Raw genomic sequence first — 21,854 nt, forward strand, 5'->3', positions numbered from 1 at the left:
AGGTCATTATGGTTCCCATCCTGCTCGTACTGCTTCTCGTACTCATTCTCTTCGGCGCCGGATTCGCCGTCGAGGTGCTCTGGTACATCGCCATCGCGGTGCTGGTCCTGTGGCTCCTGGGTTTCCTGCTTCGTGGCACGACCGCGGGCGGTGGCAGGGGACGCTGGTACCGGTGGTGAACTGCCCCGGGGTCTCACTCCCGGGGCAGCAGAGGTCCGAGCGGCCCGAGGTCCAGATTCAGGTCCTCGGGCCGCAGTCCGTAGCGCTCACGCAGCTCGGTCATACGGTCGTCGAGGAGCATCAGCGTGAGCCCGATCCGCTCCTCCTGCTCCTCGCTCAGGTCGCCCTCGTCGAACCGGCGCAGCGCCTGCCGCTCCATCAGCTGGCGTAGCAGCTCCACCACGGTCAGGACGAGTTTGACCAGGTCACGTTCGACCGTGTCGGGCTCCAGTTCGAGTCGGTTGCGGGGAGCTGTCACGTCGAATCACCCCAGGGGGCCGGCACCTGTGCGTTCACGGAGCTGATCAGTGCGTTGAGGTCGATGCGGACGAGGTCGACGTCCGCGATGCGCAGGGTGACATCGCCGGTGATCACCACACCGCCGGCCAGCAGCCGGTCGAGCAGGTCCACCAGGGCGATCTCACGGCGTTCGATCACCGTCACGGCTTTTCCCCCGCGAAGGAATAGGCCGCCCAGGGGCCGGTGAGTTCCACCCGGATTCCCGGCATCTCGCCCTTCGTACGATCCACGATCTCCACGAACTCCTCGGACTGGGCGCGCGGCACCAGATAGGCCGCGTTCAGCACATTGCGGCCCGAGGCACCGGACAGCTGAGCGCTCTGGGGCGCGTGCAGCCGCGAGTCCTCGGCGTGCGAGGCGAGCCTTTCGTGCAGCCGGTCCGCGAAGTCCTCGGCTTTCCTGAGGCCCGACTCGCGTTCTTTGACGCTCTGGCTGCGGCGGCGCAAATAGTCCCGTCCGGACATGGCCTTTCCGGCCACCCACCCGTTTTCCGCATCCGGGCCCTGCGCGGTTTCCCCGGATTCCACGGATTCCGCAGATTCCGCGGCCGCCGATTCGGCGTACACCTTCACGCCCCATTCCACCCGGCCCGTCAGCCGGTCCAGAGTGCGCAGGAAATCGCCCTCGCGGGCCTCCAGCATCATCCGTACGCCGCTGTCGTCGCGGAAGACCGTGCCCAGCCGGAGGGGCAGCGGCGTCGTCACCGTGGTGAGCGCGTCGATCACGCCCTGGTGGGCCCGGGCCGTGGCGGTGAGCCAGTCGAGGTCCTCCAGATGGGCGCGCAGCGGCTCCTCGGCGAAGTCCCGCTCCGGCACCGTACTGACCACCGCGATCAGGCCGCGGTGGTGCAGCAGCTTGGGCGGCGCGCCGGCCACGCCGGTCAGCTGGGACTGCAGGGCCGCGTCGAAGGGGCGGCAGACGGCGTACACGTACCGCAGTCCGGTCATGGGCTCTCCTCCTGTGCGCGGCCGGTCTCCAGCGCCGCCAGCCGCTCGCGCAACTCGGCGTTCTCCCGGGCGAGTTCCTTGCGGCGAGCGCCCGACGACAGGGCCGGGTCGTCCTCCCACCAGTCGATGCCCATCTCCTTCGCCTTGTCGACGGAGGCGACGATGAGCCGCAGCTTGATGGTGAGCAGTTCGATGTCGAGCAGGTTGATCCGGATGTCGCCGGCGATGACGACGCCCTTGTCGAGCACCCGTTCCAGGATGTCGGCGAGGTTGGCGCCCCCGTCGTGGCCGTAGGGCTCGGGCAGGCGGCTCGGTGACGTCATCGACGGCTCCGGGCGTCGGCGTACTCGTCCCGGTACTCGTCGTCGATCTCCTCAGGCTCCTCTGTCTCCTCAGGCTCCTCGAGTTCGTCGGTCTCCTTCTCCGGTCCGGGTTCCCCTTCCGCGCGGGGTTCCTCGTCCTCGTAGTCCTCTTCCGGCTCCTCTTCGTACTCCTCGTACCCGCCGTCCTCGTCCTCGGCGCCCTCCTCCTCGGCGAGCGCCTCGTCATGGCCGTGTACGACCTCGCCGTCGCGGATCTCCCCGCGCCAGCCGTCCTCCGCCTCGCCCCTGAGGGTGATGTGGCGGGCGAAGTTCTTCAGGTCGAGCCGGGCCCGGCGGCCCTGGGCCCGCCAGAGGTTGCCGGTCTTCTCGAACAGGCCCTTCGGGTAGTACTCGATCACCAGCAGGACCCGGGTGAGGTTGTCGGCGAGCCGGTGGAAGGAGACGACGCCCTTGGTGGTGCCCTTGGCGCCTTCCGAGGTCCAGGCGATCCGGTCGTCGGGGACCTGTTCGGTGGTGTGGGCCTTCCAGCTGCGGTTGGACCAGAAGACCTTCAGCTGCCAGTCCGAGGTGGTGTCGTCGGCGCGCTCGGCGCTCTTGACGCCCTTGGCGAAGGTGCTGAAGTCCTGGTAGCGGGTCCACTGGTCGTAGGCGGTGCGCAGTGGTACGCCCACGTCGACGTACTCGATGATCACGGTGGGCCGGTGACCGGAGCCGCCCTTGCGTCCGCCCTTGCCGCCGGTCAGGTTCTTCAGCGCGCCGACCACGTTGTCCTTGGCCCGCGAGGCGCCGAGCTCCAGCGCCGAGCGGACGGGGCCCTTGCCCTCGGCGAGCTTGCGGCCGCCGTCGAGCGCGAGTCGCGCGAACCCGGGGCTGCGGCCCTCGGCGATGTCGTTCAGCTTGCCAGTCGTCTCGCCGAGCCTGCGACCGAGGCCGGTGAGCAGCCGGGTGGCCTGCGCGGCCACGTACTCCTGGGCCTCCGCCTTCAGCCGCTCGGCGGCCTCACTGCGGGCCACGTCGGCCAGCGGATTGCCACCGGCCGCCCGGCCCGCCGTGGACCCCGCCGATCCGAGCGTCTCACTCATCGGTCACCGCCTCCTTTCAACACCCGAGCCGCACTCCGCGCGGAGGCCGCCTTATTCGCCGGGACGGCGTTGATGCAGGCCACGCCGACGAGCGGGGCGCCACGGCCCGCCGTGGACCCCGCCGATCCGAGCGTCTCGCTCATCACTCACCGCCTCCTTTCAACACCCGAGCCGCACTCCGCGCGGAAGCCGCCTTATTCGCCGGGACGGCGTTGATGCAGGCCACGCCGACGAGCGGGGCGCCACGGCCCGCCGTGGACCCCGCCGATCCGAGCGTCTCGCTCATCACTCACCGCCTCCTTTCAACACCCGAGCCGCACTCCGCGCGGAAGCCGCCTTATTCGCCGGGACGGCGTTGATGCAGGCCACGCCGACGAGCGGGGCGCCACGGCCCGCCGTGGACCCCGCCGATCCGAGCGTCTCGCTCATCACTCACCGCCTCCTTTCGGCATCCGGGCCGAGGCCGACTTCCGAGCGGCGGTCCGCTTGGCCGCCGCCTTCTTCGCCGGGGCGGCCTTGCGCGCGGGCGCCTTCTTGGCGACCTTCTTCGCCGGGGCCTTCTTCGCCGGGGCCTTCTTCGCCGGGACCTTCTTCGCCGGGACCTTCTTCGCCGCGGCCGTCTTCGCGGTCGCCTTCTTCGCGGTCGCCTTCTTGGCCTCGGCCTTCTTGGCCGGGCGCTCCTTGGGGACCGCATTCTTACGGGCCGCCGCCCGGGGCTCCCCGACGTCCGGCTCGTCCGCGTACCGGTCTTCCCCGTCCGGCTCGTCCGCGTACCGGTCTTCCTCGTCCGGCTCGTCCGCGTACCCCTCTTCCTCCGGCTCCTCGTCGTCGTAGCCGAGGTCCCGCCGCTCCGGTACGACCCCGTTCAGCCGCTCCCGCACCCCGGCCGTCCGGTCGTGCAGGCGGTCGGCGAGTGTGTCGAGCTGCCGTTCCAGCAGGGCGCCCGTCGCCGCGCCGCCGACGCCCCGCAGGTCCTGGCGGAGCTGGTCGCCGAGCTCCTTGAACTGCGGGTTGTTCCGCAGCTGCCCGGACACCAGGTCCGCGAGCGCCCGCGGGCTCAGGTTCATCCGCTTGCCGGCGACGAGCGTGCCGACGGCGAACGCCAGTTTCATCTTCTTCGTCCGTCCGAGGACGTATCCGGCCCCTACCGCGAGGCCCAGTCCCACTCGGTTCATCGTGCTGTCCCGTTGCCCGTTCCCGCGCTGTTGCGCGAAGCGATCTCCAGCCGGTCGAGGAGTTCGTCCTCCTCCCGGTCGAACTCCTCCTCGCTGATCTCCCCGGCCTCCAGCCGCTCCTCCAGCCGGGCCAGTTCGGCCCGGATCGTGGCGGGGTCGTAGTAGATCCGCTCTGCCTCGTGGAGCACCTGTCTGATGGCCCAGGCGCTGCCGCGCACCGGCGCGAACGGCAGCAGCAGCACCTCCGAGATCAGTCCCACGTCCTCACCCGGCCCCGGTGTCCAGACCGCCGACCGTGCTGCCCGCCGGTTCGGCGGGGCCGGGCTCGACGAAGCTGTACGGGGGCAGCGGGCCGTTCACCCGCACCTCCAGGTGCGGCAGCTCCCCCCGAGCCCGCTCCACGGCGGCCAGGAAGTTCTCCGCCGACCGCCGGTCCACCAGGAACGACACGTTGGCGAGCCAGCCGGTGGACTCCGGGCCCACGCTGACCGCGTCCACGTTCGGCTCCAGTGCCCGTCGCAGCGCGAGCGCGTCCTCGGCCTCCTTGGCCTTGACCGCCGCCGCGACCAGCTCGCCGAGCCGGAGCTTGTCCTCGTAACCGCCCCCGCCGGCCTTCCGGTTTGCCTCCGCGAGGGCGCGGATCTCCGGGCTCTCGGCCATCACGTGGTGCAGGACGGCTTCCTCGACGTGGTTGGCCTTGACGTTGTACTCGATCCGTCCGTCGAGCGCCGTCAGGCGTTCCTTGTAGTGCTCGGTGCGCTCGGCCAGCACGCCCGTGACCGCCGCGTCGTCCGGGGCGACGCTGCCGAACCGCATCGGCAGCACGCTCCCGCCCGATCCGGCCTCAGCGAGGACGTTCTGATGGGCCAGCAGGTCCTTGCGCTTGGGGCGCAGCCCTTCGGGCGCGTCGCTGACGATCGCCGCCAGGTCGCCCTCCTTCAGGATGCGCACGGGCCGGGCCGGGTCGCCGACGCCGCCCATGCCGTCGGGAAGGGCGGGATGCGAGCTCGCCGCGATGCCGTAGACGTACGTGCTCACTCCTGCTCCTCCTTCCGGCGCGTGGACGTGGACTTGCGGGCGCGCGGCCGGGGCTCGGCCTCGCCTTCCTCACGCGCCTGCCTGAAGGCGTCGGAGACGGTCTGCGCGGCGCCGGAGAGCGCGCCCTTGGACTTGCCGCGCGCGCCGGACTCGGTGATCTCGCCGACGACGTCGGGCAGGCCGGGGCTCTTGCGCGGCCCGGCCTCCAGGTCGAGGCGGTTGCACGCCTCGGCGAAGCGCAGATAGGTGTCGACGCTGGCGACGACGACCCGGACGTCGATCTTCAGGATCTCGATGCCGACCAGGGAGACGCGGACGAAGGCGTCGATCACCAGCCCCCTGTCGAGAACGAGTTCAAGCACGTCGTAGAGGCCGCTGCTGCCGCCTCCACCGCCGGTCTGCTGTGCCGGTACAACGGTCATGCCGGCTGTTCCTCCTTGTCGGTTGGTGTGGCTCCGGGTGGGCGGCCTAGCGGCCGCCCGGCCTGTGTGAGTCGGCCCGCCCTCGTTCGTAACGGCGAACGCGCCGATAGCCGGTGAGCTGTCCCTCGGGGTCCAGATCGACCTGGTAGCTCGCCATCAGGCTCATCGTGTCGGGCACCCGGGCGAGTTCGAGGACCTCGACCTCCAGGGACCAGCCGTCCTCGGTCTGTTCGAAGGACGACACGGATTCGGCGGCCATACCGGTGAGCTCCGCCAGTTGGGTGCGCGCGTGGCGCAGCACCTCCATGGGGCTCGGCCGGGGGTCCGCCGTGTCGACTTCCTGGTTTTTGGGTGAGTTACGTGAATTCTGCGAATCGGACGTGTTCTTTGTGTTGGTCATGGCCACCTCGAACATCGGGTGGCCGCACGTCCCTTGGCCAAACCTTCTGAACGCACCCGCTTTCCCCGCCGGCCGCATCACACCTGCGCAGAGGCGGTACGTGTGTCAGCCACGCAACGCGTTGAGCCGACGCCGCGCCGGGCCGAGGGCGCGGCCGCGGTTCAGCACGCCGGCCCAGGGGTTGGTGCGGGCCTGGTCGACGGCGTCGGCGACGGTCCAGCGGCGCGGCCCGAAGTCGGGATGGTCGAGCTGGTCCCAGGCGACGGGCACGGCGACGGGCGCGCCGGGCCTGGCCCGTACGGTGAAGGGGGCGACGGCGGTCTGCGCGTAGGCGTTGCGCTGTACGTCGAGGTAGAGCCTCTCGCCCCGGTCCTTCTTGCGGGCGGCGGTGGTGAGCCGGTCGGGGTGCGCGGCGGCGAGGGTGTCGGCGACGTCCCGGGCGAACTCGCGTACCTCGTCGAAGTCGTGGTGCCCGTTGAGCGGCACGACGACGTGCAGGCCGCGCGAGCCGGTGGTCATCAGCGCCGACGGCAGCTTGAGTTCGTCGAGCAGTTCCCCGAGCAGCCAGGCCGCCTCGCGCACGGGTGCGAAGGAGCCGCCGGACGGGTCGAGGTCGAACACCAGCCGGTCCGGCCGGTCGAGCCGGCCGGTCCGGGAGAGCCAGCGGTGCAGGGTGAGGCACGCCTGGTCGGCGAGGTAGACGAGGGTGGCGGCGTCGTCGCAGACGGTGTGGCAGACCGTGCCGCCCTCCTTGGGCACCTCGACACGGGTGATCCACTCCGGATAGTTCTCCGGCGTGTTCTTCTGCATGAACTCCGGACCGTCGAGGCCGTCCGGCTGCCGCTGGAGCATCAGCGGGCGGCCGCGCAGGTGCGGCAGCATGAACGGCGCGACGGCCCGGTAGTAGTCGACGAGATCCCGTTTGGTGTACTCCTTGGCGTCCCCGCCGCCGGGGAAGAGCACCTTGTCCGGCCGGTGTACCTCGACCGTGCGCCGCCCGGCCCGCACCCTCTGGACGTCGTCACCGCTCACCGTAGGACCGCCTGTTCGACCAGCAGTTGCACGGCGGCGGCGATCGACTCGGCGTCGATGCCCGCGGCGTGCAGCTGCTGGTCGGGCGCCGCCGAACCCGGCATCGTACGCACCGCGAGACGCACCAGACGCGGCATGGGACGCCCGTCGAGGAAGGCGTCGAGGACGGCGTCGCCGAGACCGCCCTCCGGGTGGTGGTCCTCGACGGTGATCAGGCAGCCGGTGTCCTCGGCGGCCTGGCGCAGGGTGAGCCGGTCGACGGGCTTGACCGAGTACAGGTCGATCACCCGCACCTGGATGCCCGCTCGGTCCAGCGCGTCGGCGGCGGCCAGCGCCTCGGGCACGGTGACGCCCGCCGCGACGAGGGTCACCCGGTCGGTTTCGGAGGATCGCAGCACCTTGCTGCCGCCGACCGGGAAGTCCTCGTCGGGGCCGTAGATCACCTCGCTCTTGCCGCGCGAGGTGCGCAGGTAGCGGATGCCGTCCAGGTCGGCCATGGCGGCGACGAGCCGGGCGGTCTGGTTGGCGTCGCACGGGTACAGCACGGTCGAGCCGTGCACGGCCCGGAACATCGCCAGGTCCTCCAGGCCCATCTGCGAGGGCCCGTCCTGCCCGATCGCGACGCCCGCGTGCGAGCCGACCAGGTTGATCCCGGCCCCGCTGATCGAGGCCATGCGGACGAAGTCGTAGGCGCGCGTGAGGAAGGCCGCGAACGTCGAGGCGTACGGCACCCAGCCGCGCGAGGCGATGCCCACCGCGCCCGCGACCATCTGCTGCTCGGCGATGTAGCACTCGAAGAACCGCTCGGGGTGCTCCTTGGCGAAGGCCTCGGACCGCGTGGAGTCGCTCACCTCGCCGTCGAGGGCGACGACGTCACCGCGTCCGGTGCCGAGGGCGGCGAGCGCCTTGCCGTAGGCGTCCCGGGTCGCCACCTCCTCGCCCTGGTCGAAGCGGGGCAGCTCGACGTGCTCCTCCCGGACGGCGTGCAGCAGGCGCGCGGCCGGCGGCTCGTTCACATGGACACGCAGGTCTCGGGGGCCGCCGAGTTCGGCGATGGCCTCGTCGGCGTCGGGCAGCGGCTTGCCGTGCAGCCCCTCGCGGTCCTCGACCCCGTCGACGCCCTTGCCCTTGAGGGTGCGGGCGAGGACGGCGGTCGGCTGGCCCCTGGTCGAGATGGCCTCCCCGTACGCCCGGTCGATCGCGTCCACGTCGTGCCCGTCGACCTCGATGGTGTGCCAGCCGAACGCCTGGAAGCGGCGGGCGTAGGCGTCGAGGTCGTGGCCGTGCCGGGTGGGGCCGCGCTGGCCCAGCCGGTTGACGTCGACGATCGCGGTGAGGTTGTCCAGATGCTCGTACGAGGCGTGCTCGGCGGCCTCCCACACGGAGCCCTCGGCGAGCTCGCTGTCCCCGCACAGCACGTACACGCGGTAGTCCGTACGGTCGAGCCGCTTGCCGGACAGCGCGATCCCGACACCGACCGGCAGTCCCTGCCCCAGCGATCCGGTGGCCGTCTCGACCCAGGGCAGCCGCCGCGGCGTGGGGTGCCCTTCGAGCCGGCTGCCCAGCTTGCGGAAGGTGAGCAGCTCACCGTCGTCGATGGCGCCGGCCGCCTTGTAGGCCGAGTACAGCAGGGGCGAGGCGTGTCCCTTGGACAGCACGAAGCGGTCGTTGCCCGGGTGGTCCGGGCGGTCGAAGTCGTAGCGCAGGTGGTGGGCCAGGAGTACGGCCATCAGATCGGCGGCGGACATCGACGACGTCGGATGCCCGGAGCCTGCGGCGGCGGAGGCCCGCACGCTGTCCACGCGCAACTGCTGGGCCAGCTCGACGAGTTCGCGGGTGTTCATCGGTCTCCTTCGTCGGGGGTGTCGATGCGCTTCACGGGGCCCGGGGAGGGGTGGTCCGTACCGGACTTCGGGGCAGGCTTGCCCGACTCGGGGCCGGGCTGGTTCTTGGCGGGTTCGCCACCGGGCTGGTTCTTCGCGGGCTCCCCGCCGGGCTGGTTCTTCGCGGGCTCCCCGCCGGGCTGGTTCTTCGCGGGCTCCCCGCCGGGCTGGTTCTTCGCGGACTCGGGGTCCGCATCAGGGGCAGCGGCAGCCCCGGGCCCCGTCCGGGCTCCAGCCGCCACCTCAGCGCCGGCCGGCGCCCCGGCGCCTCCCGGCACCCGCGCCAGTTCCGGCGACGCCGTGTCCAGCGGCACCGACCAGGATCGTACGAGCCCCAACTGCACGGCCTGGCGCGGCAGTACGGCGTCCAGCAGCCAGTCGGCCGCAACCCGCACCCGGTTCCCCGGCATGGCGGCGAGATGGTAGCCGCGGGTGACCGCCCCGGCGGCGACCCCGGACAGCGGCACTCCCAGCGGATTCGCCGCCGCCTTGGCGCCGCCCAGGTCGACCACGAACCCCATGTCCTTGTGCCGGTAGGCCCGCCGCTCCCCCTCGCCGAACGACGCGGCGATGTTGTGGGCGCACACCTTGCCGTGCCGCCAGGCGTGCTGTGCGGTCATCGGCGTGTACTGACCGGGCTTGTCGAGGTCGGGCACGGCGGCGGCGTCCCCGCAGGCGAACACCTCGGGACGGCCCGGCACTTGCAGGTGCGGGTCGACGAGCAGCCGCCCGCGTTCCATCGGCAGATCGAGGGACTCGACGAGTGGGTCGGGCCGTACGCCCACGCACCACACGAGCGTGCGGGTCTCGACGTACTCCCCGTCGGTCAGCAGCACCCCGCCGTGCGTGGCCTCCTTCACGGAGGTCCCCATCCGCACGTCGACGCCGCGTTGGCGCAGCACCCGGTCGGCGGTGCGGGAGAGCCGTTCGTCCAGTTCGGGCAGGACGCGCTCGGCGATGTCCAGCAGGAGCCAGCGCGGCCGCATGCCCTCCCGCAGGGGGTGCTTGCGCACCTGGGCGTCGGTGAACATCTGCCCGTGCGCGGCGACCTCGGTCCCGGTGTAGCCGGCGCCGACCACCACGAAGGTGCAGCGCGCGGCACAGCTCTTGGGGTCGTCGGCGGCGGCCGCCAGCTCCACCTGCCGGGTCACGTGGTCGCGCAGGTAGAGCGCCTCGGGCAGGCCGCGGAAGCCGTGGGCGTGCTCGGCGACGCCGGGTATGGGCAGCAGCTTGTTGACGCTGCCGGCGGCGAGCACCAGCCGGTCGTACTCCAGCGTGCCGCCCCCGCCCTCGGGGTCGGAGTAGTGCACGGTCCGCGCGTCGAGGTCGATGCCGTCGGCCTCGCCGAGGACGAGCCGCACCCGGGGCAGGGTGCCGGAGAGGGAGACGGTGACGCGGCGCGGCTCCAGGATCCCGGCGGCCACCTGCGGCAGCAGCGGCAGATACAGGAAGTAGTCGGTCGGGTTGAGCAGGGTGATGTCGGCCCTGTCCCGGGCCAGCCGCGACAGGACGCGGGCCGTGCGGTAGCCGGCGAAGCCGGCACCGACGATCACGATGCGGGGTCGACTCACGGTTTCGCCTCCGGCGGTCGTCTCGTACGAGGTTTTCCGCGTCCCCCTGGTCAGGGCGCCCAAACCCGGACGGACCCCGCGTTCGGCCCGGCGTTTGGCGCCCGGGCGGCCGGATACCCGGCCGCTGACCCCCCACCCCCTGACGCGGAGGTGTCCCCCATGCCCGAGTACGGCTATTTCCTGGCCTGTGAGGAGTTCGGCCCCGCGGACCTCGTCGAGCAGGCGAGGATGGCCGAACAGGCCGGATTCCAGGCCCTGTGGATCTCGGACCACTACCACCCCTGGAACGACGCGCAGGGGCAGAGTCCGTTCGTGTGGTCGGTGATCGGCGCGATCTCCCAGGCGGTGTCCCTGCCGATCGAGACCGCGGTGACCTGCCCGACGGTCCGTATCCACCCGGCGGTGGTGGCGCAGGCCGCCGCGACCAGCGCGGTAATGACGAACGGCCGCTTCCGCCTCGGGGTGGGCACGGGCGAGGCGCTCAACGAGCACATCGTCGGCCACACCTGGCCGCCCGCCTCCGTCCGGATGGACATGCTGGAGGAGTCCATCCAGGTGATGCGCAAGCTGTTCACGGGCGAGGAGATCAGCCACTACGGCACGCACTACAAGGTGGAGAACGCCCGCCTGTACACGGTCCCCGACGAGCCCGTCCCGATCGACATCTCCGGCTTCGGCCCGCAGGCCACGGCCCTCGCGGCCCGCGTCGGCGACGGCTACATCACGATGACGCCCGAGGAGTCGATGGTGGAGCAGTTCCGCAAGGGCGGCGGGGGCGCGAAGCCGGTGAGCGGCGGCACGAAGGTCTGCTACGGCACCGACCGCGACGAGGCGGTCCGTACGGTCCGCCGGTTGTGGTCGAACCAGCTGCTGCCCGGTGAGATGGGCCAGATCCTGCCCTCGCCGCGCCACTTCGAGCAGCTGCAGCCGCTGATCACCGAGAAGATGATCAGCGAGAACACGGTCTGCGGCGACGACGTCGACGAACACGTCTCCGCCCTCAGCGCCTTCGCCGACGCCGGCTTCGACCGCGTCTACGTCAACCAGATCGGCCCCGACCAGCGCGCCTTCTTCGACTTCTACCGCACGAAGGTGCTGCCCCAGCTCCAGCAGAGCCACTGATGCCGTGCCTGAGTGCCCTCAGCCCCGCCGTGCCCTCAGCCTCGCCGCAACTGCGCCCAGCCCCCGCGACGCAGCCCGGCCGTCAGCACGGCCCCCAGCCCGCCGCCGGCCAGCAGCCATCCGACCCGCCCCCTGTTCACCGAGGCCCACCCCTGCCGGCTCCGCGACAGCGCCTCCTCGTCGAAGCGCCCGTGCGCGCCGAAGTCCCGCCCGTGCGGCCCGTCCGCCGGGGTCCAGAGGTTGCCCACCCCACCGTGCTCCCCCGGGTCCTGCTGTGCGTCGAAACCGGTCCGGGCGAGATACCGCTCCAGCAGTCCGGGAGCGACGGCGTTGGCGATCAAGGTGCCCACGGTCGAACCGCCCACCCAGTACTCCCGCCGCCGCCCGTGCCGCGCCGCGTGCACGATCGCCCGCGCCGCGACCTCCGGCTGGTACACGGGAGGCACCGGCCGGGCCCGCCCCGGCATCCGGTTGAGCACCCAGTCGAACTGCGGGGTGTTGATCGCGGGCAGCTGCACCATCGTCGTCCGCACCTTGCTGCCCTGGTGCAGCAGCTCGCACCGCAGCGACTCGTTGAAGCCCTGGATCGCGTGCTTGGACCCGCAGTACGCCGACTGCAGGGGGATCCCCCGGTACGCCAGCGCCGAACCGACCTGCACGACCGTGCCCCGGTCCCGGGGCAGCATGTGCCGCAGCGCGGCCCGCGTACCGAACACATAGCCGAGATACGTCACTTCGGTCACCCGCCGGAACTCGTCCGGCGTGATCTCCGTGAACGGCGCGAACACTCCGGCGAAGGCGTTGTTGACCCACACGTCGATCCGTCCGAAGGCGTCCACGACCTGCTCGGCGGCGTCGTCGACGGCCTTGGCGTCGGCCATGTCCACCGGCACGACGAGCGCCTCACCGCCGGCGCGCTGCACCTCGTCCGCCGCCGCGGCGAGCCCCTCGCGCCCGCGGGCCAGCAGGGCGACCCGGTCACCCCGCGCGGCGAAGGCCACCGCCGTGGCCCGGCCCACCCCGCCGCTCGCTCCGGTCACGACGACGGCCCTGCCCCGTCCGATCGGTGTGCGCACCCCGCATCACGCCCGGTGGTGCGGGCTCTCGGGGTCGATGCGGTCCGGCGGCGGCATCGGGCCCGGCGTGGGTGCGCCCGGCCCCGGCGTGTCCGCCCCCGGCGCTCGGGTCGGCGCGGCGGCCTCTCCGGGCGGGGTGGGCGGGACGGGCGGCACCGGCGGGTACGGCGCGTTGCCGAGTCCGCCGGGCGGGGCGGCGCCGTGCGCGCGGTCCCGTTCCGCCGCCAGTTCGGCGGCGCGCCCGTGCGGCGTCCCGGCGTGCGGCTTGGCGGCGCCGCGCAGCAGGTAGGCGACGACTCCGAGGATCGCCGCGGTGATCAGCGCGGCCGCCCAGCCCGGCAGGACGAGGGCGAGTGCCAGTCCGACCGTGAGGGCGACGGCCGCGCCCGCGTACAGGGCGACGGCTCCGGACGCGGCGTACAGCGTGGCCTTGCGGCGCTGCTTGCGGGTCTGCTGGCGCAGTTCGTCGCGGATCGTCTCCCGCGCGACCTGTGCCAGCTCGTCGACCAGATGCTTGTCCAGGTGCTCCAGATGATCCATGCGGTCCATGGCAGCCGGGTACCCGTGCGCAACTGCGCGTAACGCCTCAGGGTGCGGGCGGCCGCATCCGGAAGTCGTACCGCTCGGGCAGCGGACCGCTCCCGAGCCGCTCCCACAACCGCCCGACGACCTCGTCCCCTTCCCGCAGATCGGCCACCTCGAAGCCCGCCTCGAACGCCGCGCGGGCCTCCTCGGTCCGCCCCTCGGCGACCAGCAGCTCGGCCTCCAGCAGCCGGAACCGCCCCCGCGCCCGCGTCGCCGGATGCAGCCGCTCCCACACGCCCCGCGCCTGCTCCGGACGCCGTACGTCGAGCAGTGCCCCGATCGCCTCGCGTCCCAGCGCCGCCGTGGCCGCCGTCCACGCCTCTCCGTCGTCCCGCCGCTCCCGGCACAGGTCGTCGAAGGCCTCCGCGTACCGGTCGGCGGCCCGCTCGGGGTTGCCGTTCTCCTGGTCCGCGACCGCCAGGCAGCGCAGCAACGGCCACAGCGAGGGCGCCAGTTGGAGGGCCCGCTCCCAGCTGCGCACGGCCTGCGCCCGGTCCCCGGCGTGCCACTGCGCGACCCCGAGGTGGTACTCGGCGAGCGGGGTCGCGGGCGCCGTCTCCAGCATGTCCCGCCAGTGCGGTCCGACCAGCGTCTCTCCCGGCGGCCGTACCCGGCGCGGTTCGGGCAGGGACCCGGCCCGCAGCAGGTGCAGCCACGGCGCCTGGGCGTCCCCGAGGGTGTCCTCCCCGAAGGGGGTGCCCGGCAGCTTCCAGCCGCCCCGCAGCACTTCGAGCGCACCCCAGCCCGAGCCGACGGCGACCACCTCGCCGGGCTCGGCGTCGGCACACGGCTTCCACGCCTCGTACGCCGCCACCACGTCGGCGCTCGGCAGCACCCTCTCCAGCCGCGCCTCGGCGTCGCGGATCACCTCGCCCCAGTCGTCGCCCTCCGGGGCGGCGCTGAGCGGCCCGTACGCCTCCAGCCAGGACACCTCGCTCTCCGCCTCCAGCCGTACGTGCTCCAGCTGGGTGCGGGCGAGCCCGGCCTGGATCTCGCAGTAGCCGCCGGTGCCGGGCTCGGTGAGCCACTGCTGCCAGCGCCGCCCGCCGCTGCCCGCGCCCCACACGAACAGCTTGCGTCCGCGCAAGCCGTCGGTGGACGTCTGCACCAGCCCGTGCCCGTCGGCGTCGAGCGCGGCGATCCAGGGCCGCCCGCCCTTGGGCAGCTCGTAGAAGTAGTCGGCGGCGTAGGCGCTGTTCAAGGGGTACGTCCGGTCGATTCCGTCGTACACGGGGACGGGGACGGGGACGCGGCGCAGCCGGCGTTCGTAGCCGAAGTGCCAGGCCGCCTCGGCCGGGGCCAGTACCCGGCACTCCTCGGGGACGGCGATGTTGGACCACCAGTACGTCGGCATGGGCCGCTCGTGCGGGTTGCGGACGCGGACGCCGACGTGGAGGAAGTCGGAGCCGTCGGGCAGCCAGAGGTCGACCTGGAAGGGCAGGTCGCGCAGGCGTTCCCACTCCCACAGGCGCAGCATCTCCCCGCCGTCGGGGGCGGGCACGCGCGCGGCGTGCAGGGGTGAGCAGGACAGGGTGGTGTGGCCGGTGGCGCCGATGTTCCATTCGACGCCGCCGGAGAACCAGGCGCCGTTGAGGGCGAAGTTGGCGGGCTGGAACACCGGGTTGCGGTAGAGGAGTTCACGGCCGGTCGGCAGGTGGACCAGCGAGACCAGCCGCCCGCCGAGGGCGGGGAGCACGGTGGCGCGCAGCCGGTCGTTCTCGATCACCACGGCGTCGAAGTCCCTCGGGGCGCGGGCCCGTTCGTAGCCGTCGCGGACCCGCACGGGCAGCAGGCCGCGCAGCGGCGCGTACCCGACCTGCCGTGCCATGTCGCGCGGCAGGGCCTCGCGGTCCCGGTCGTCGATGTGGTGCACCTCGTCGAGGGGGCGCAGCGGGGGAAGGGGGTAGTCCGGCCCCAACTCGGCGGCCGGCAGTGTCACTACGTCACGTCGGATCGTCGTCACGCCGACCATGGAACCCGCCCGCCGCCGAACTGACCAGGGGATCCGCCGGTCAGGATTGCGCAAAGGCGTCCACGACGACGTCCGCCAGCAGCGCGCCCGCCGTGCCCTCGGGGTCGAGGTCGGGGTCGTAGATGGTGATGTTGAGGCCGACGCAGTGCGGTGAGGCGAGCAACGGGCGCAGCAGCGCGACGAGTTCGGCGGGGAGCAGTCCGTCCGGGTCGGGGCTGTCGACGGCGGGCATCACGCTCGGGTCGAGCACGTCGGCGTCCAGGTGCACCCAGAAGCCCCGCACTTGGGGGACCTGGAAGGCCTCGGCGGTGGCCCGTGCGAGCGCCTCCGCGCCCCACTCGCGCACGTCCCCGACGGTCACGACGGGGATCTTCAGGGCGGCGAGATCCGTACGTTCCGGGTCGGCGTCGCGGATCCCGAAGAGCCGTACGTCCTCGTCCCGCAGATAGGGCTTGAGCCCTTCCAGGTTCGTCAGGTCCTCCTGGCCCCGCCCGGTGGCCAGCGCCAGCTCCTCGCCGCCGGCCGCGCCGACGTGGTCGGAGTTGCCGGGGTGCCGGAAGTCAGCGGAGGCGTCGACGGCCGCCAGCCCGTACCGGCCGATCCGGCGCAGGGCGAGGGACGCGCCGAGCTGGATGGAGCAGTCACCGCCGAGCACGAGCGGGAAGTCCCCGGCGCGCACATGGCGCTCGATCCGGTCGGCCAGCCTGCGCGTGTACGAGGCGATGGCGGCGGCGTTGAACACCCCGTCGCCCTCCTGCCAGTCCCCCCGGTCGTAGCGCGGCGGCACGACCACCCCGCCCTCCAGCGCGCCCAGCCGCTGCACGATCCGCTGTTCGCGCAGCGCCCCGGCGAGCTTGTAACAGCCGGGCACGGTGCCGGGGGCGGGCGGGCGCAGACCCAGGTTGGAGGGGGCGTCGATCACCACGATATTCCGCATGGGCCGCATCCTTCCCGACGTAGAGTCAGGTCTTCAACGGCATTTACGCAAGAAAGCGAACGTATGAGCGAGAAGCACACCTACCGGGTCATCGTCCGGGGCTCCTGGGACGGGCTGACCGACGAGGCCCGGGCCCGGCTGCTGGCGGAGGCCGCCGACCACGGGATGCCGAGCATGCGGTTCACCGAGGAGGGGACGCTGTCGTACGAGGCGTCGCCGCTGAAGCACTTCTCGATGCGGTACGTGGTCGTGTCCGACGCCGAGGACGGCGAGGAGATGGCGGCCGCGCTCGCGGAGGAGCGCGCCGAGGCGACCCTGCGCGGGCTCGGCTGCGACTTCCGGGGACTGCGCTCGACGGTCACCGACCTCGACACCATGAAGATCAACCACAAGCCCGCGTCTCGACGGTGAGCGCCCAGCGTTCGTGGTCCCGCCAGGCGCCGCCGATGTAGAGCATGTTGGGCGAGAACCCCTCCCGGCGGAATCCGCAGGCGCGGGCCAGGGCGATGGAGGCGGTGTTGCCCGGCTGCACGTTGATCTCCAGCCGGTGCAGCCGCATCGGCCCGAAGGCGTGGCCGATCACGAGGTTCAGCCCTTCGCGCATCAGGCCCCGCCCGGCGGCGTGTGCGAAGGCGCCGTATCCGAGAGCACCGCTCTGGAAGGCGCCGCCGACGATGTTGTTGATGTTGATGTATCCGGCGAGGGCTCCCGTGTCCGTCTCGCACACCAGGAACCCCGCCTTCGTCGGGTCCTCGATCAGCCGGCCGGCATAGCGGGCGTACACCTCGGCGCTCTCCGGCGGGAAGAGCCACGGCTGGTGCAGATCCTTGCTCTCCCGGACCCGGGCCGTGAACTCGGCGCCGTCCTCGTAGGTGAAGTGGCGTATGCCCACGCGGGGGCCCTCGGCGAGGTAGCGGGACGCGATGTGCGGCATCCCGCCACCCTACGACCGGCCGTGCGCGGCGTCAGTCGCGGACCACGGGCAGCTGCAGCACCCCGGTGTCGCCGGGCGCGCTCACCACGGTCACCGGCTTGGTCCCCCGGTTGCCGAAGTACGCCCCGTCACTCGCCGCGATCACGAACCGCAGCCGGTGACCCTGCTCGTAGCGGTGCACGATCCCCGGCAGCGTCACGGTGAACGGCCGGCGCACGTCCGGCACCCGGACCGGCGCGACCAGCCGGTGCACCAGCGTCTGCGTGCCGTCCGGGGCGACGTCGTACAGCTTGGCGAAGAGCACCAGCTTGTCGGCGGCGTCCCCGGAGTGCTGGGTCCGCTCGGCCTTCGGCGACACCACCTTCAGCGTGGCCTGGGGTGCCCCGACGACGTCCACGGCCCGGGCGAGCGGCTCACTGGTCCAGCCGAGGTGGGTGCCCTTGGTGTCGTACGGCGCCGGGTCCGGCAGCCCGATCAGTCCGGCGAGGGAACTCTCCGAGTGGCTCGTGGGGATCAGCCAGTTGGTGTACGTCCGGCTGCCCCGCGCCACCTTCCTGCGGTTGTCGACGAGCTTGCCGTCGCCGGAGAGGTACAGCTTCTGCCCGAGCACGGGCAGCCGGTCGGCGGTGGCGTACCGGCCGCCGGGGTCGCTCACCCAGTCCCGGTAGTAGGCGAAGGCGGGCCCGGTGTCGGTGCCGGTCCGCTTGTGCAGATAGCGGTCGAACCAGGCCAGGATCCGCCTGCCGACGTAACTGGTCTCCAGGTTGCCCGCGCCGAGGTTGAGTTCCCCGTCCGCCGGGCTGCTGGTGCCGCCGCTGTGCCCCCACGACTGCCAGATCATCTTCACCGGCGTGCCCCGGGCCCTGAGCGTCTGGTACGTCCGCGTCGCCTCGTTGAGGTTGAACAGGCTGTCGGCCTGGCCCTGGACCAGCAGCGTCGGTGCCTGGACCCGGTGCAGATAGGACACCGGGGAGACGCTGTGGGCGTAGTCGAGCAGCGCCTTGGTCCGGTCGGCCGGGTAGCTGCCGGAGTTGAGGGTGCGCACGGTGTCGCAGGCCTTGGTGACGAAGTGCAGGCAGGCCAGGGAGTTGATGCGGGACGGGTCGAGGCTCGGCTGGAGCAGCGGCTGGCCCTCGCCGATGAGGTAGAAGCCGTTGGTCCACTGCCACTTGAAGACGCCGGGCACCCGACCGGCGCCGACGGCGTTGTTCGGGTCGAGCGAGTACGCCAGGTTGTTCCAGGTGATCATCGGCACGAGCGCGTCGACGCGCTGGTCGACGGACGCCGTGGCGAGCTGGACGGCGCCGCCGTAGGAGCCGCCGATCATCCCGACGCGCGGGTCGCCCGGCCGGTCCAGGGTGACGAAGTCGACGCTGGTGCCGTCGTCGGCGGCGCGTTTGCCGGCCAGGAAGTCCAGCAGCTGGGAGGCGGCGCGGCCGTCGATGGCCGGGTCGTCGAGCGAGATGAGGCAGCCCGAGCGGCCGAAGCCGAGTCCGGAGTAGACGAGGCCGACATAGCCGCGCTGGGCGAAGTTCCTTCCGATGGCGTCGGTGGAGCCGTCGTTCTTGCTGCCGCCGAAGCCGTTCGTGCCGAGGACTGCGGGGGCGGGGTGGGCGCTGTCCACGTCCGCGGGCCGGTAGAGGTCGGCGTCGATCGTGCAGGTGCGGCCGCCCGCCTGGACGGTGAACTTCAGGGCGGTGACGGAGTACTGGCCGGTCGCGGCGGTGGCGGGAGCGGTGAGTGCGAGGGGTGCGGTGAGCGCGGCGCCGAGAGTGGCGGCGAGGACGGCACGGGATCTGGGCACACGTCGGGACACAAGACCTCCACGCTGAGGACAACCCGGATACCGACCAGTAAGTACTGGCCGGTTGACATGCTGTGACACGTGTCAGGCGGGGTCAATCACCGGGAAGGAGGTTTCTTGACGGAGATTCAGTTCGCTCGCTCAGCTCAGGGCGGGCGCGTCGAGTGTCAGCGTGCCCGCGTCCGCGTCCAGTTCGGCCGCGACTCCGAACGGAATCGTCAACGCCCCTTCGCAGTGCCCGAACCCGAACTCCTCCACGACCGGCACGCCGAGCCCGCCCAGCCGGTCGGCGAACACCCGGCGCAGGGTGTCGTACGGACCGCAGTCGAGCCACGAGCCGAGGGCGATCCCCGCGACCCCGTCGAGCCGTCCGGCGCGCAGCAGCTGGGTCAGGATCCGGTCGAGGCGGTACGCCTCCTCGCCCACGTCCTCGATCATCAGCAGCCCGCCACGGGCACCGCCGCGGGCGTACGGCGTGCCCAGCTCGGCCGCGAGCAGGCTCACGCAACCGCCGAACGTGACGCCCCGCGCCCGGCCGGGCACCAGCGCGCCGCCGCCGGAGGCGACGATCGTGCGGACGGTCTCCGGTGCGAACAGCGTGGCCTTGAGGTGGGCCTGCGCCCGCGCGTTCTTGATGAAGTCGACGCCGGCCGCCATCGGCCCGTGCAGGGTGACCAGGCCGAGCCGGGTGGCGAAGGCCTCGTGCAGCGCGGTGATGTCGCTGAAGCCGACGAACACCTTCGGCCCGGCCGCGCGCAGCGCGTCCCAGTCGAGCAGGTCGACCATCCGCTGCGTCCCGTACCCGCCGCGGGCGCACAGCACGGCGGCCACGGACGGGTCGCACCAGGCGGCCTGGAAGTCGGCGGCCCGGTCGGCGTCCGTGCCCGCCAGATAGCCGAACTCGCCGTGCCGGTCCAGTACATGGGGTGCCACCACCGGGTCGAGGTCCCAGCCGCGCAGCACGTCGAGCCCGGACTGCAGGCGCTCCTCGGGCACCGGCCCGCTCGGCGCGACGACGGCCACCCGGGCCCCGGGTGCCAGCCGGGGCGGTCGTGCCAGCTGCTTCACTTGGTCAGCTCCAACGTCGGGACACCGGGCGGATTCAGCCCGAACACCTGTGCGTACAGGGACAGCTCGGCCTCCAGCGCGCGGATCATGGTGTCGGCGCGCCGGAAGCCGTGGCCCTCGCCCTCGAACGCGATGTACGCGTGCGGGACGCGCCGGCCCTCCATCTGTTCGAGGAACCGCTCGCACTGCGCGGGCGGGCAGATCACGTCGTCCAGGCCCTGGAGCAGCAGGAAGGGCGCGGTGATCCGGTCGGCGTGCCGGGCGGGCGAGCGTTCCATGTACCGGCCGGGCACGTCGGCGAGCGGGCCGATCAGGCTCTCCAGGTACTGCGACTCGAAGTCGTGGGTCTCGCCCGTCGCCCAGCCGGTGAGGTCGAGGATCGGGTAGATGATGGTGCCGCAGGCGTAGACGTCGGTGGTGGCGAGCGACGCGGCCGTGGTCCAGCCGCCCGCGCTGCCGCCGCGCACGGCGAGCCGGTCGCGGTCGGCGGTGCCCTCCTCGGCGAGGGCCAGCGCGACGGCCGCGCAGTCCTCGACGTCGACGACGCCCCACTGCTCGCGCAGCCGCTCCCGGTACTCCCGCCCGTAGCCGCTGGAGCCGCCGTAGTTGACCTCGGCGACCCCGATGCCGCGCGAGGTGAAGTAGGCGATCTGCAGGTCGAGGACGAGCGGGGCGTGGCCGGTCGGGCCGCCGTGCGCCCAGACGACGTACGGCGGCAGCTCGGCGCCCGGCGGGGTGCGGCCGGGGTTGTGCGGCGGGTAGACGTGCGCGTGGATCTCGCGTCCGGCGGGTCCGGTGAAGGTCCGGATCTGCGGTTCGGGGTAGTACGCCGGGTCCACGACGTCGTCGTGCTCGGCGCCGATCACCCTGGCCCGGCCGGTACGGGCGTCCAGTTCGACCACCTCGTAGGCGCTGCGCGGGCTGGCGCCGACGGCGACGATCCGCTCGCCGTGCACCGCGAGGGTGGGCGCGAACTCGGTCCAGGGACCGGCCGCGTCGACGACCTCGCCGCTCTCGGGGTCGAGTATGCCGAGGGCGGTGGCGCCACGGCCGTGCACGACGGCGACGAGCCCGCTGTCCAGCGGCGCGAACCAGCGGTACCCGATCCGCCACAGCGGCCCGCCGAACTCCTCCTCGCGCGGGCACAGGGGTTCGCCGTCGCGGTACAGGTTCCACCAGCCGGTGCGGTCGCTGACGTACAGCAGGGAGCCGTCGGCGTCGAACTCCGCCTGCGCGACGGCCTCCTCGGGGCCGCCGGCGACCGTGCGGGGCGCGGCGAGGGTGCCGTCGTCCGTCACCTCGGCGAGCACCAGCTCCGTACCGTCCCACGGCATCCGGGGATGGTCCCAGGCGAGCCACGCCGCGTGCCGTCCGTCGGGCGAGAGGCGGGGCCCGGTGACGAACCGGTGCCGTTCGCCGGTGAGTTCGCGTACGGCGGCCCGGTCCTCGGCGGCGGAGCCGTCCAGCGGCACGGCGGCCAGGACGCGCCGCACGTCGGTGGGTCCGTCGCCGGTGAACTCCTCCAGCACGCACCACACCTCCCCGCGCTCCACCCGCAGCAGCGGATCCACCCAGCGCAGCCCGCCGCCCACCGGCGACACGGGGGTCAGCGGACGCGGCTCGCCGCCCTCCTCGTACCGGTACAGCCGCTGGTCGGCGAAGTGCGCGAACACCACGACCGGGCGCCCGTCGACCAGGGCGCCGGCCCAGGGCTGTCCGCCGTACTCGATGACCCGGCTGCGCACGTTCCACGGCGCGGGCAGCACGGACTCCTCCGTGCCGTCGGCGTGCCGCCGCACCAGGGTGCGCCGGCCGCCCTCGGTGGGCCGTGGCTCGGTCCACCACGTCTCGTCGCCGACGAAGCCCACGAACTCCGGGCGCCCGTCGTGGGCGGCGGCGAGGGCCGCGTCGATGGGCGAGGGCCAGGAACCGTACGGCAGGGTCTGCACGTTCTCCCCCATGTG

Annotated in this window: 24 protein-coding genes; 3 read left to right on the forward strand and 21 right to left on the reverse strand. The window is 72.6% G+C overall.

Annotation, left to right across the window (positions count from 1 at the left end; translation table 11 throughout):
• The first annotated feature begins 8 nt into the window (after positions 1–8).
• Positions 9–179 carry a hydrophobic protein gene (locus tag I2W78_RS05005; protein ID WP_196457305.1) on the forward strand — a complete coding sequence of 57 codons (171 nt, stop codon included), beginning with the start codon at positions 9–11 and terminating at the stop codon, positions 177–179.
• Positions 180–193: 14 nt separating this feature from the next.
• Here the strand turns inward: I2W78_RS05005 and I2W78_RS05010 are convergent, their stop codons facing one another.
• From I2W78_RS05010 to I2W78_RS05070, 13 genes are all read right to left on the reverse strand, one after another.
• Positions 194–478, reverse strand: a complete 285-nt coding sequence (locus I2W78_RS05010; RefSeq protein WP_196457307.1) for a gas vesicle protein K — start codon at positions 476–478, stop codon at positions 194–196.
• Positions 475–663, reverse strand: a complete 189-nt coding sequence (locus I2W78_RS05015) for a gas vesicle protein (protein WP_196457309.1) — start codon at positions 661–663, stop codon at positions 475–477. Before I2W78_RS05015 ends, I2W78_RS05010 begins: the two co-directional genes overlap by 4 nt.
• On the reverse strand, positions 660–1,466 hold the full coding sequence (locus I2W78_RS05020) for a GvpL/GvpF family gas vesicle protein (RefSeq protein ID WP_196457311.1): 807 nt from the start codon (positions 1,464–1,466) through the stop codon (positions 660–662). The genes I2W78_RS05015 and I2W78_RS05020 overlap by 4 nt, the downstream gene beginning before the upstream one ends.
• Complete coding sequence (locus tag I2W78_RS05025) at positions 1,463–1,789, reverse strand: gas vesicle protein (RefSeq protein ID WP_196457313.1); 327 nt, start codon at positions 1,787–1,789, stop codon at positions 1,463–1,465. Before I2W78_RS05025 ends, I2W78_RS05020 begins: the two co-directional genes overlap by 4 nt.
• The gene (locus tag I2W78_RS05030; protein WP_196457315.1) at positions 1,786–2,871 is read right to left on the reverse strand and encodes an SRPBCC family protein; all 1,086 of its coding nucleotides are present in this window, start codon (positions 2,869–2,871) and stop codon (positions 1,786–1,788) included. The genes I2W78_RS05025 and I2W78_RS05030 overlap by 4 nt, the downstream gene beginning before the upstream one ends.
• A 428-nt stretch (positions 2,872–3,299) precedes the next feature.
• Positions 3,300–4,046 carry a DNA primase gene (locus I2W78_RS05035; RefSeq protein WP_196457317.1) on the reverse strand — a complete coding sequence of 249 codons (747 nt, stop codon included), beginning with the start codon at positions 4,044–4,046 and terminating at the stop codon, positions 3,300–3,302.
• Positions 4,043–4,306, reverse strand: a complete 264-nt coding sequence (locus I2W78_RS05040) for a gas vesicle protein GvpG (RefSeq protein ID WP_196457319.1) — start codon at positions 4,304–4,306, stop codon at positions 4,043–4,045. The genes I2W78_RS05035 and I2W78_RS05040 overlap by 4 nt, the downstream gene beginning before the upstream one ends.
• A gap of 4 nt (positions 4,307–4,310) precedes the next feature.
• Positions 4,311–5,084, reverse strand: a complete 774-nt coding sequence (locus I2W78_RS05045; protein WP_196457321.1) for a GvpL/GvpF family gas vesicle protein — start codon at positions 5,082–5,084, stop codon at positions 4,311–4,313.
• Positions 5,081–5,506, reverse strand: a complete 426-nt coding sequence (locus I2W78_RS05050) for a gas vesicle structural protein GvpA (RefSeq protein WP_196457323.1) — start codon at positions 5,504–5,506, stop codon at positions 5,081–5,083. Before I2W78_RS05050 ends, I2W78_RS05045 begins: the two co-directional genes overlap by 4 nt.
• A gap of 46 nt (positions 5,507–5,552) precedes the next feature.
• Entirely contained in the window at positions 5,553–5,906 is a 354-nt protein-coding gene (locus tag I2W78_RS05055) for a gas vesicle protein GvpO (RefSeq protein WP_196457325.1), read from the reverse strand.
• Positions 5,907–6,011: 105 nt separating this feature from the next.
• Positions 6,012–6,938 (reverse strand): non-homologous end-joining DNA ligase, encoded by a 927-nt coding sequence (gene ligD / locus I2W78_RS05060; protein WP_196457326.1) that lies wholly within the window; start codon positions 6,936–6,938, stop codon positions 6,012–6,014.
• Positions 6,935–8,782 carry a transketolase gene (locus I2W78_RS05065; RefSeq protein WP_196457328.1) on the reverse strand — a complete coding sequence of 616 codons (1,848 nt, stop codon included), beginning with the start codon at positions 8,780–8,782 and terminating at the stop codon, positions 6,935–6,937. Before I2W78_RS05065 ends, ligD begins: the two co-directional genes overlap by 4 nt.
• Positions 8,779–10,392, reverse strand: coding sequence for an NAD(P)/FAD-dependent oxidoreductase (locus tag I2W78_RS05070; RefSeq protein WP_196457330.1), 1,614 nt, complete (start codon positions 10,390–10,392; stop codon positions 8,779–8,781). The genes I2W78_RS05065 and I2W78_RS05070 overlap by 4 nt, the downstream gene beginning before the upstream one ends.
• 159 nt (positions 10,393–10,551) lie before the next feature.
• Here I2W78_RS05070 and I2W78_RS05075 point away from each other — a divergent pair, with 159 nt between their 5' ends.
• Complete coding sequence (locus I2W78_RS05075; RefSeq protein WP_196457332.1) at positions 10,552–11,514, forward strand: LLM class F420-dependent oxidoreductase; 963 nt, start codon at positions 10,552–10,554, stop codon at positions 11,512–11,514.
• A gap of 35 nt (positions 11,515–11,549) precedes the next feature.
• On the opposite strand, the gene I2W78_RS05080 is transcribed toward I2W78_RS05075, so the two are convergent.
• Genes I2W78_RS05080 through I2W78_RS05095 form a run of 4 tightly spaced genes read right to left on the reverse strand, consistent with a single transcriptional unit; the run spans position 11,550 to position 16,084 of the window.
• Complete coding sequence (locus I2W78_RS05080) at positions 11,550–12,590, reverse strand: SDR family oxidoreductase (RefSeq protein WP_374222635.1); 1,041 nt, start codon at positions 12,588–12,590, stop codon at positions 11,550–11,552.
• Positions 12,591–12,596: 6 nt separating this feature from the next.
• Entirely contained in the window at positions 12,597–13,139 is a 543-nt protein-coding gene (locus I2W78_RS05085; protein WP_196457334.1) for a phage holin family protein, read from the reverse strand.
• A gap of 37 nt (positions 13,140–13,176) precedes the next feature.
• On the reverse strand, positions 13,177–15,147 hold the full coding sequence (locus I2W78_RS05090) for a DUF5107 domain-containing protein (protein WP_196457336.1): 1,971 nt from the start codon (positions 15,145–15,147) through the stop codon (positions 13,177–13,179).
• Between the two features lie 40 nt (positions 15,148–15,187).
• Positions 15,188–16,084: an arginase family protein gene (locus I2W78_RS05095; protein ID WP_196457338.1), complete on the reverse strand. Its 897-nt coding sequence runs from the start codon at positions 16,082–16,084 to the stop codon at positions 15,188–15,190.
• A gap of 63 nt (positions 16,085–16,147) precedes the next feature.
• Between I2W78_RS05095 and I2W78_RS05100 the strand changes: the two genes are divergently transcribed.
• Positions 16,148–16,495 carry a DUF6204 family protein gene (locus tag I2W78_RS05100; RefSeq protein ID WP_196457340.1) on the forward strand — a complete coding sequence of 116 codons (348 nt, stop codon included), beginning with the start codon at positions 16,148–16,150 and terminating at the stop codon, positions 16,493–16,495.
• On the opposite strand, the gene I2W78_RS05105 is transcribed toward I2W78_RS05100, so the two are convergent.
• The 4 genes from I2W78_RS05105 to I2W78_RS05120 all read right to left on the reverse strand — a co-directional run bounded on the left by I2W78_RS05105 (position 16,467) and on the right by I2W78_RS05120 (position 21,851).
• Positions 16,467–17,018, reverse strand: a complete 552-nt coding sequence (locus tag I2W78_RS05105; protein ID WP_196457342.1) for a GNAT family N-acetyltransferase — start codon at positions 17,016–17,018, stop codon at positions 16,467–16,469. The two genes, I2W78_RS05100 and I2W78_RS05105, sit on opposite strands and share 29 nt — an antisense overlap.
• A 31-nt stretch (positions 17,019–17,049) precedes the next feature.
• Entirely contained in the window at positions 17,050–18,822 is a 1,773-nt protein-coding gene (locus I2W78_RS05110; protein WP_307783599.1) for a CocE/NonD family hydrolase, read from the reverse strand.
• A gap of 141 nt (positions 18,823–18,963) precedes the next feature.
• Positions 18,964–19,890, reverse strand: a complete 927-nt coding sequence (locus I2W78_RS05115) for a S66 peptidase family protein (RefSeq protein ID WP_196457346.1) — start codon at positions 19,888–19,890, stop codon at positions 18,964–18,966.
• Positions 19,887–21,851 carry a prolyl oligopeptidase family serine peptidase gene (locus I2W78_RS05120; RefSeq protein ID WP_196457348.1) on the reverse strand — a complete coding sequence of 655 codons (1,965 nt, stop codon included), beginning with the start codon at positions 21,849–21,851 and terminating at the stop codon, positions 19,887–19,889. Before I2W78_RS05120 ends, I2W78_RS05115 begins: the two co-directional genes overlap by 4 nt.
• Positions 21,852–21,854: the final 3 nt, after the last annotated feature.

This window comes from Streptomyces spinoverrucosus (assembly GCF_015712165.1).
In the GTDB taxonomy this organism is placed as follows: Bacteria; Actinomycetota; Actinomycetes; order Streptomycetales; family Streptomycetaceae; genus Streptomyces; species Streptomyces spinoverrucosus_A.